Raw genomic sequence first — 6,273 nt, 5'->3', positions numbered from 1 at the left:
GCGTTGGCGCTGGAGTCCGGCAAGCTGCTGGCGGCGGTGAACCAGACGCTGGTGCCGATGAGCCATCCGCTGCAGGCCGGCGATGAAGTGGCGTTTTTCCCACCGGTGACCGGAGGTTAAGTGTGAATACCCGTATTCGCGTAGGCGCTGAGCCCTTTGACGTGGGGCAAGAGTATGCGCTGCTCTCCACGGATAATAGCGACGGTGCTGTTGTCACCTTCACCGGCAAAGTGCGTAATCACAATCTCGGCGACAGCGTTGCGGCGCTAACGCTGGAGCACTATCCGGGCATGACCGAAAAGGCGCTGGCAGAGATCGTGGCGGAAGCGCGTGAGCGCTGGGCGCTACAGCAGGTCAGCGTGATTCATCGCGTGGGAGAGCTATTTCCCGGCGATGAGATTGTGTTTGTCGGCGTCAGCAGCGCGCATCGCGGCAGCGCCTTTGCCGCTACCGAGTTCATTATGGATTATCTGAAAACCCGCGCACCGTTCTGGAAGCGTGAAGCCACTGCGCAGGGCGATCGCTGGGTTGATGCGCGCGACAGTGACCATCAGGCCGCAGAGCGCTGGAAGTAGCCCGCAAAATCTCCCGGGTCTGATAGCCGCGGCCGGCTGAAAACGTTAAGGTACGGTTTTTGCTGGCTTATCAGGGAACAGGATGAACTCTACCACTATGCTGAAAGGCGCGGCGCTGCTGACCGCGCTGATACTGGCCGGATGTAGCACCAAAAAAGAGCCGCAGGTGCCGGCCCGGCAACCTGCCGATGTGAAAGCGCAGATCCAGCAGCTGCTGCCCAGCCACGTTACGCAAAAATCGGCGTGGGCTGATGACATCTACACCACGTTCCGCGTGCAGCAAATCGACCCCAGCGCCAGTAACCTCTGTGCGGTAATCGCCGTGGCCGATCAGGAGTCCGGCTTCAGTGCCGATGCCAGCGTGCCGGGCCTGCCAAAAATTGCCTGGGCTGAGATAGACCGCCGCGCCGCCAAAGTGCACGTGCCGGCCTTCCTGGTGCGAACGGCACTCCTGATCAAATCCCCGAACGGTGAAAGTTATGCTGCGCGTCTCGATAAGGTGCACAGCGAGCGCGAGCTGAGCGCAATCTTCGACGACTTTATCGATATGGTGCCGATGGGACAGACGCTGTTCGGTAATCTCAACCCGATTCATACCGGCGGGCCGATGCAGGTCAGCATCGCGTTTGCGGAAGCGCATGCCAAAGGTTACCCCTGGCCGGTTGACGGCTCAATTCGCCGCGAAGTCTTCAGCCGGCGCGGCGGCATCTACTTCGGCACGCTGCACCTGCTGGGCTATCCGGCGGACTACAGCCAGCCGCTATACCGCTTTGCGGACTTCAATGCAGGCTGGTACGCCAGCCGCAATGCCGCCTTCCAGGCTGCAGTGGCGCGCGCCAGCGGCATGAAACTGGCGCTGGATGGTGATCTGATTTTATATGGCAGCGAGCAGGCCGGAACAACCGAGCTGGCGGTACGCACGCTGAGTAAACAGCTGGACATGAGCAATCGGGAGATCCGCCGCGATCTGGAGAAGGGCGATAGCGCCAGCTTCAGCGACAGCACTTTGTGGAAACAGACCTTTATCCTCGCCGATAAGATGGCCGGCAAGCGTCTGCCGCGTGAAATATTGCCCGGCATCAAACTGGAGAGCCCGAAGATTACCCGCAATCTGACTACCGCATGGTTTGCTCAGCGGGTTAACGGCCGATATCAGCAGTGTTTGACGCGCCGTTGACGCAACCGGGAGTAAGCTCCACACTTACAGCGTTTATTACATTTAATGAGGTGCATCATGGATCGATATCCACGTAATGGTTCAATTGTGCAGCAGGCATCAACCGGGCTGCAGACCTATATGGCGCAGGTCTATGGCTGGATGACCTGCGGTTTACTGCTGACGGCGTTTGTCTCATGGTTTGCCGCGCGTACGCCGGCAGTGATGGAGCTGGTGTTTGCCAACCGCATCACCTTCTTTGGGCTGATTATCGCGCAGCTGGCGCTGGTGTTTGTGCTCTCCGGCATGGTACAGCGCATGAGCGGGGCGGTTGCAACCGGTCTGTTTATGCTCTATTCGGCGCTAACCGGCCTGACCATGGCGAGCATTTTCCTGGTCTACACCTACTCGTCGATTGCCAGCACCTTCTTTGTGACGGCGGGAATGTTTGGGGCCATGAGCTTCTATGGTTACACCACCAAACGTGACCTGAGCCGCTTTGGCAGCCTGCTGTTTATGGCGCTGATCGGTATCCTGCTGGCGTCGCTGGTGAACTTCTGGCTGAAGAGCCCGGCGCTGATGTGGGCCATCACCTATATCGGCGTGGTGGTGTTCGTGGGCCTGACGGCGTACGACACGCAGAAGCTGAAAGCGATTGGTGAAGGCATTGATGTGAATGATAAAGAGAACCTGCGTCGCTTCTCGATTATGGGCGCGCTGACGCTCTATCTCGACTTCATCAACCTGTTCCTGATGCTGCTGCGTATTTTCGGCAACCGCCGTTAATCCTGCACACAGTGGCGGCCGTCCAGGCCGCCACCGATCACCGGCTAACGCACGCCGGACTTCTCCATCTCTCGCTGGTTCTTCTGCCGCAGATGCTTCGCCCGACTCTCCAGCCACAGATACAGCACCAGTGCCAGCAGCAATGGCAGGATGAAATAGAGCACGCGGTAGGCCAGCAGCGCAGCGATAATCTCACCGTGCGAGGCATGCTGGCCGCTCAGCAACGCCAGAAATACCGCTTCCAGTACGCCAATGCCCGCCGGGATATGAATAATCACGCCGGCGATACTGCTAATCAGCAACACGCCCAGCACGATAGGGTAATCGACCTCACGCGCCAGCAGCAGCCAGATAATGCAGCCCATCACCATCCAGTTGGCGCAGGAGACGGCAAACTGGAACAGCGCCATGCGCAGTGAGGGTAACTGCAGGTGCTGGCCTTTTACCGTCCAGCGGCGCTTCTTCGCAAAGGCGCAGGCCCAGAGATAGATCGCCACAATCACCAATAGCACCGCACCAATCACCCGTAGCGTGCCGTCACCGATAAACCAGCCCGGTGGAATGGGCACCATGCCAGAGACAAATACCACGCCACCCAGCAGGACATAACCCAGCCAGTTGGTGGCGATGCTCAACGAAAAAATGCGGGTTATAGTGCCGCCCGGCAGGCCGAGCCGTGAGTAGAGGCGGTAGCGCATGGCCACGCCGCCAACCCAGGTACTGAGCGTCAGGTTGAAGGCGTAGCAGATAAATGACACCAGCATCACCTGGCGCTTGGCCAGCTTGTGCCCGCAGTAGGCGCGGCCAATCAGGTCATACAAACCATAAGTGAGGTAGCTGACCACCACCAGCGCGGCCGCACCGATCACCACGTAGCGGTTGTAACCCACGATGACTTTGTAGACATCTTCCCAGTTCACCTTGCGCGCGTAGACCACCAGCAGCACGATCACCGCGATAAAAAAGAGCCAGGTAAGGACTTTTTTCGCTAACTGCCAGCGCGGATTTTTTTTACTCATCAGGGTTTCGCTCCTTCATTATCGGCTTCAACCCGATCCTGTGTTTCCATTGCCGGCTGCACCGGGGGATCAACCTGGGTGAGCTGCGGTGTGTGGGCCGGTAACCAGCCAGCGATAGCCGGGAAGTGGCGTAAAAAGTGGAACACGATGACGCCCTTGGTCAGCTGCCACCAGTTACGCGGCGGCAGCTTATCTTCGTCAACCCGCACGCAATCCTCCGCCAACAGCTGTTCAAGGTTGGTGCGCAGCGTCTGATTAAACGTGCGATCGTGGATAATCAGGTTGGCTTCGAGATTGAGCGACAGACTGAGCGGGTCAAGGTTGCTGGACCCCACGGTTGACCACTGCTGATCCTGCACCGCGATCTTGCCGTGCAGCGGCCGACGGCAATACTCGTACACTTCAACGCCGCCATCGACCAGATAGTTATAGAGCAGCTCCGCGCCAACCTTCACAATCGGCATATCCGGCTCCCCCTGCACAATCAGGCGCACACGCACGCCACGCTGCGCGGCGCTGCGCATCTCACGCAGCAGGCGATAGCCGGGGAAGAAGTAGGCGTTAGCGATAATCACATCCTGCTTCGCCTTGCGCAGCATATCGAGGTAGTGCTGCTCAATATCGTCGCGATGCTCATCGTTATCGCGATAGACAAACAGCACCTGCGCATCGCCGGGCAGGGCATTAACCGCCATACGCTGTGAACGCGCGCCCCACCAGCGGCGGGTAATCTGCTCGCTGCCCATGGCCTGCTGCACGTAACGAGCAATGTCCAGTACCACCGGCCCTTTTACCTCAACGGCATAATCCTGCTTGGCCTGCGGACCATAATCGGTGTTGTGCTCAGCAGAGAAGTTGATGCCGCCTACAAACGCAATCTCCTCATCGATCACCACGATTTTGCGATGCAGGCGCCGGAACACATTGGTGCGCATGCCCATCACCAGCGGACGCGGGTCGTAATAGATAAAGCGCACGCCCGCTTCGGTCAGGCTGTTAACAAAGCTGTCAGAGAGGTCTGGCGAACCGTAGCCATCAACCATCACCTCAACCTTGACCCCACGCTGCGCGGCGGCCAGCAGATCGCGGTGCAGGGCGTTGCCCACATCGTCTTCAAACAGGATGAACGTCTCCAGCAGCAGCGTGCGCTGAGCCCGCTGAATGGCACCGGAGACGCGCGGGAAAAACTGATCGCCATTCTCCAGCAATCGCAACTGATTGCCGTCGCGCCAGCTAAAATTCATAGGAAAATCTCCACCGCCAGCGGCGCATGATCGGAAAGATGAGACCAGGGTTTAACCGGCAGCGCCCACGGCTGACTCACCGAGGCGTTGCGGATATAGATGCGATCGAGGCGCAGCAGAGGAAAGCGAGCCGGAAAAGTGCGCGCGGGACGGCCGGTTTTCATACTGAAAACCTCCTCCAGGCCGGCACCACGTTTTAAAAAGCGGTTAGCGTGCACCTGCCAGTCATTAAAATCACCCGCTACCACCAACGGGGCATCGGGCGGCAGCGCATCAATCATCTCGCACATCATCTTCATCTGCGCCTGGCGATGTTGCGCCTTCAGGCCCAGATGGACACAGATGACATGCAGCGGCTGATCGCGCTCCGGCAGCTGAATTTTACAGTGCAACATACCGCGTTTTTCACTGCCGGCCACGGAAATATCGAGATTTTCATACTCAGTAATGGGGAAACGTGACAGTATCGCGTTCCCGTGGTGCCCCTCCGGATAGACCGCGTTACGGCCGTAGGCAAAGTCGTGCCACATGGTGTCGGCCAGGTATTCGTAATGCGAACTTTCTGGCCAGTTATCAATGTGTAACGAGTGGATAGCGTGCGTGCCCATCACCTCCTGCAGGAAGACAATATCCGCCGAGGTTGCCCGGACGGCGTCGCGCAGTTCCGGCAGGATAAAGCGGCGATTAAAGCTGGTGAACCCTTTATGGGTATTGATCGTCAGGACCTTAAATGAAAATCCTTGCGTGTTTTGTGGCATACTGCGACGCGCTCCTTTTCATCATCAACAGAACAAAGTGTAGTCTTTGTCACAAACGGATGGTGCCGGGGGCAGAAAATTAGGGCGTTATCTGAAATTTGCTTTACATTGAGGAAATCCATCTGGCCGCTGCCAGATACACTTGGGCAGGCTCAGTCAGGTCTGCCAGGAGAAAAGAATGAAATTGTCTAATCGTGTTCAGATTGTTACCGGTCAAACCTGCCTGCACATTGCTACGCACCTGCTGGTGATTGCTGCGCTGGTATGGGGCTGGAAACATAAGGCGCTGGTTGAAGTGAGCAGTACCCTGGTGGCAGCGTATGCGCTGGTGTTTATCACCATGCTGGCCCTTCAGCGTAGTGCCCGTTTGCGCCGCTTTGGTGACTCTCTGGAAGAAGTGACGACGACGTACTACTTTGGCGCAGCTATGCTGACGCTGTTTTTGCTTTCACGTTTCATCCATAACAACCTGCTGATTGGCTGTCTGGGTGTGGTGATGCTGGTGGGGCCGGCGCTGATGTCGCTGCTGGCCAAAGAGCCACCGCGGCGCGTAGAAAAGAAGCGTAGCTGATAACGCAACAGCGAAGCAGAAAGGAGCCCAATGCGGCTCCTTTTTTGTCTCTGGTAAATCCTCACGCATGATATCTCTGTCGTCGGGCATCATGCCGGGTCCCTGCCGGCGCCGCTGGCGGCCCTTTGGGTCTGGCGGCCCTTTGGGTCTGGCGGCCCTTTGGG

The 6,273-nt window shown here is 57.9% G+C and carries 8 protein-coding genes; 5 read left to right on the top strand and 3 right to left on the bottom strand.

Annotated features, from left to right (window positions below):
- The 4 genes from HA48_RS21580 to HA48_RS21565 form a co-directional block, all read left to right on the top strand.
- A partial coding sequence (locus HA48_RS21580) for a MoaD/ThiS family protein (RefSeq protein WP_208613168.1) occupies positions 1-120 on the top strand: 120 nt, incomplete at its 5' end.
- A 2-nt stretch (positions 121-122) separates the two neighbouring features.
- Positions 123-575, top strand: a complete 453-nt coding sequence (moaE, locus tag HA48_RS21575; protein ID WP_128603142.1) for a molybdopterin synthase catalytic subunit MoaE — start codon at positions 123-125, stop codon at positions 573-575.
- 82 nt (positions 576-657) lie between these two features.
- Positions 658-1,752: a DUF1615 domain-containing protein gene (locus HA48_RS21570; RefSeq protein ID WP_128603141.1), complete on the top strand. Its 1,095-nt coding sequence runs from the start codon at positions 658-660 to the stop codon at positions 1,750-1,752.
- 57 nt (positions 1,753-1,809) lie between these two features.
- Positions 1,810-2,517: a Bax inhibitor-1/YccA family protein gene (locus HA48_RS21565; RefSeq protein ID WP_021508489.1), complete on the top strand. Its 708-nt coding sequence runs from the start codon at positions 1,810-1,812 to the stop codon at positions 2,515-2,517.
- Positions 2,518-2,561: 44 nt separating this feature from the next.
- Here the strand turns inward: HA48_RS21565 and HA48_RS21560 are convergent, their stop codons facing one another.
- The 3 genes from HA48_RS21560 to HA48_RS21550 are packed head-to-tail and all read right to left on the bottom strand — an operon-like array spanning position 2,562 to position 5,538.
- Positions 2,562-3,536, bottom strand: a complete 975-nt coding sequence (locus tag HA48_RS21560) for a lysylphosphatidylglycerol synthase domain-containing protein (protein WP_128603140.1) — start codon at positions 3,534-3,536, stop codon at positions 2,562-2,564.
- On the bottom strand, positions 3,536-4,780 hold the full coding sequence (gene clsB, locus HA48_RS21555) for a cardiolipin synthase ClsB (RefSeq protein WP_128603139.1): 1,245 nt from the start codon (positions 4,778-4,780) through the stop codon (positions 3,536-3,538). Before clsB ends, HA48_RS21560 begins: the two co-directional genes overlap by 1 nt.
- Positions 4,777-5,538, bottom strand: a complete 762-nt coding sequence (locus HA48_RS21550; RefSeq protein ID WP_128603138.1) for an endonuclease/exonuclease/phosphatase family protein — start codon at positions 5,536-5,538, stop codon at positions 4,777-4,779. Before HA48_RS21550 ends, clsB begins: the two co-directional genes overlap by 4 nt.
- 178 nt (positions 5,539-5,716) lie before the next feature.
- On the opposite strand from HA48_RS21550, the gene HA48_RS21545 reads away from it, so the two are divergent.
- Positions 5,717-6,109 carry a YbhQ family protein gene (locus tag HA48_RS21545; RefSeq protein WP_128603137.1) on the top strand — a complete coding sequence of 131 codons (393 nt, stop codon included), beginning with the start codon at positions 5,717-5,719 and terminating at the stop codon, positions 6,107-6,109.
- The last annotated feature ends 164 nt before the right edge of the window (positions 6,110-6,273 follow it).

This window comes from Pantoea wallisii (assembly GCF_002095485.1).
GTDB classification, from domain to species: Bacteria; Pseudomonadota; Gammaproteobacteria; order Enterobacterales; family Enterobacteriaceae; genus Pantoea; species Pantoea wallisii.
This window is presented reverse-complemented; position numbering and strand designations above follow the sequence as displayed.

Coding starts and splice junctions, on each gene's coding strand:
- clsB (WP_128603139.1), bottom strand. CDS start 4,780: ATGAATTTTAGCTGGCGCGACGGCAATCAGTTGCGATTGCTGGAGAAT.
- HA48_RS21560 (WP_128603140.1), bottom strand. CDS start 3,536: ATGAGTAAAAAAAATCCGCGCTGGCAGTTAGCGAAAAAAGTCCTTACC.
- HA48_RS21545 (WP_128603137.1), top strand. CDS start 5,717: ATGAAATTGTCTAATCGTGTTCAGATTGTTACCGGTCAAACCTGCCTG.
- HA48_RS21565 (WP_021508489.1), top strand. CDS start 1,810: ATGGATCGATATCCACGTAATGGTTCAATTGTGCAGCAGGCATCAACC.
- HA48_RS21550 (WP_128603138.1), bottom strand. CDS start 5,538: ATGCCACAAAACACGCAAGGATTTTCATTTAAGGTCCTGACGATCAAT.
- HA48_RS21570 (WP_128603141.1), top strand. CDS start 658: ATGAACTCTACCACTATGCTGAAAGGCGCGGCGCTGCTGACCGCGCTG.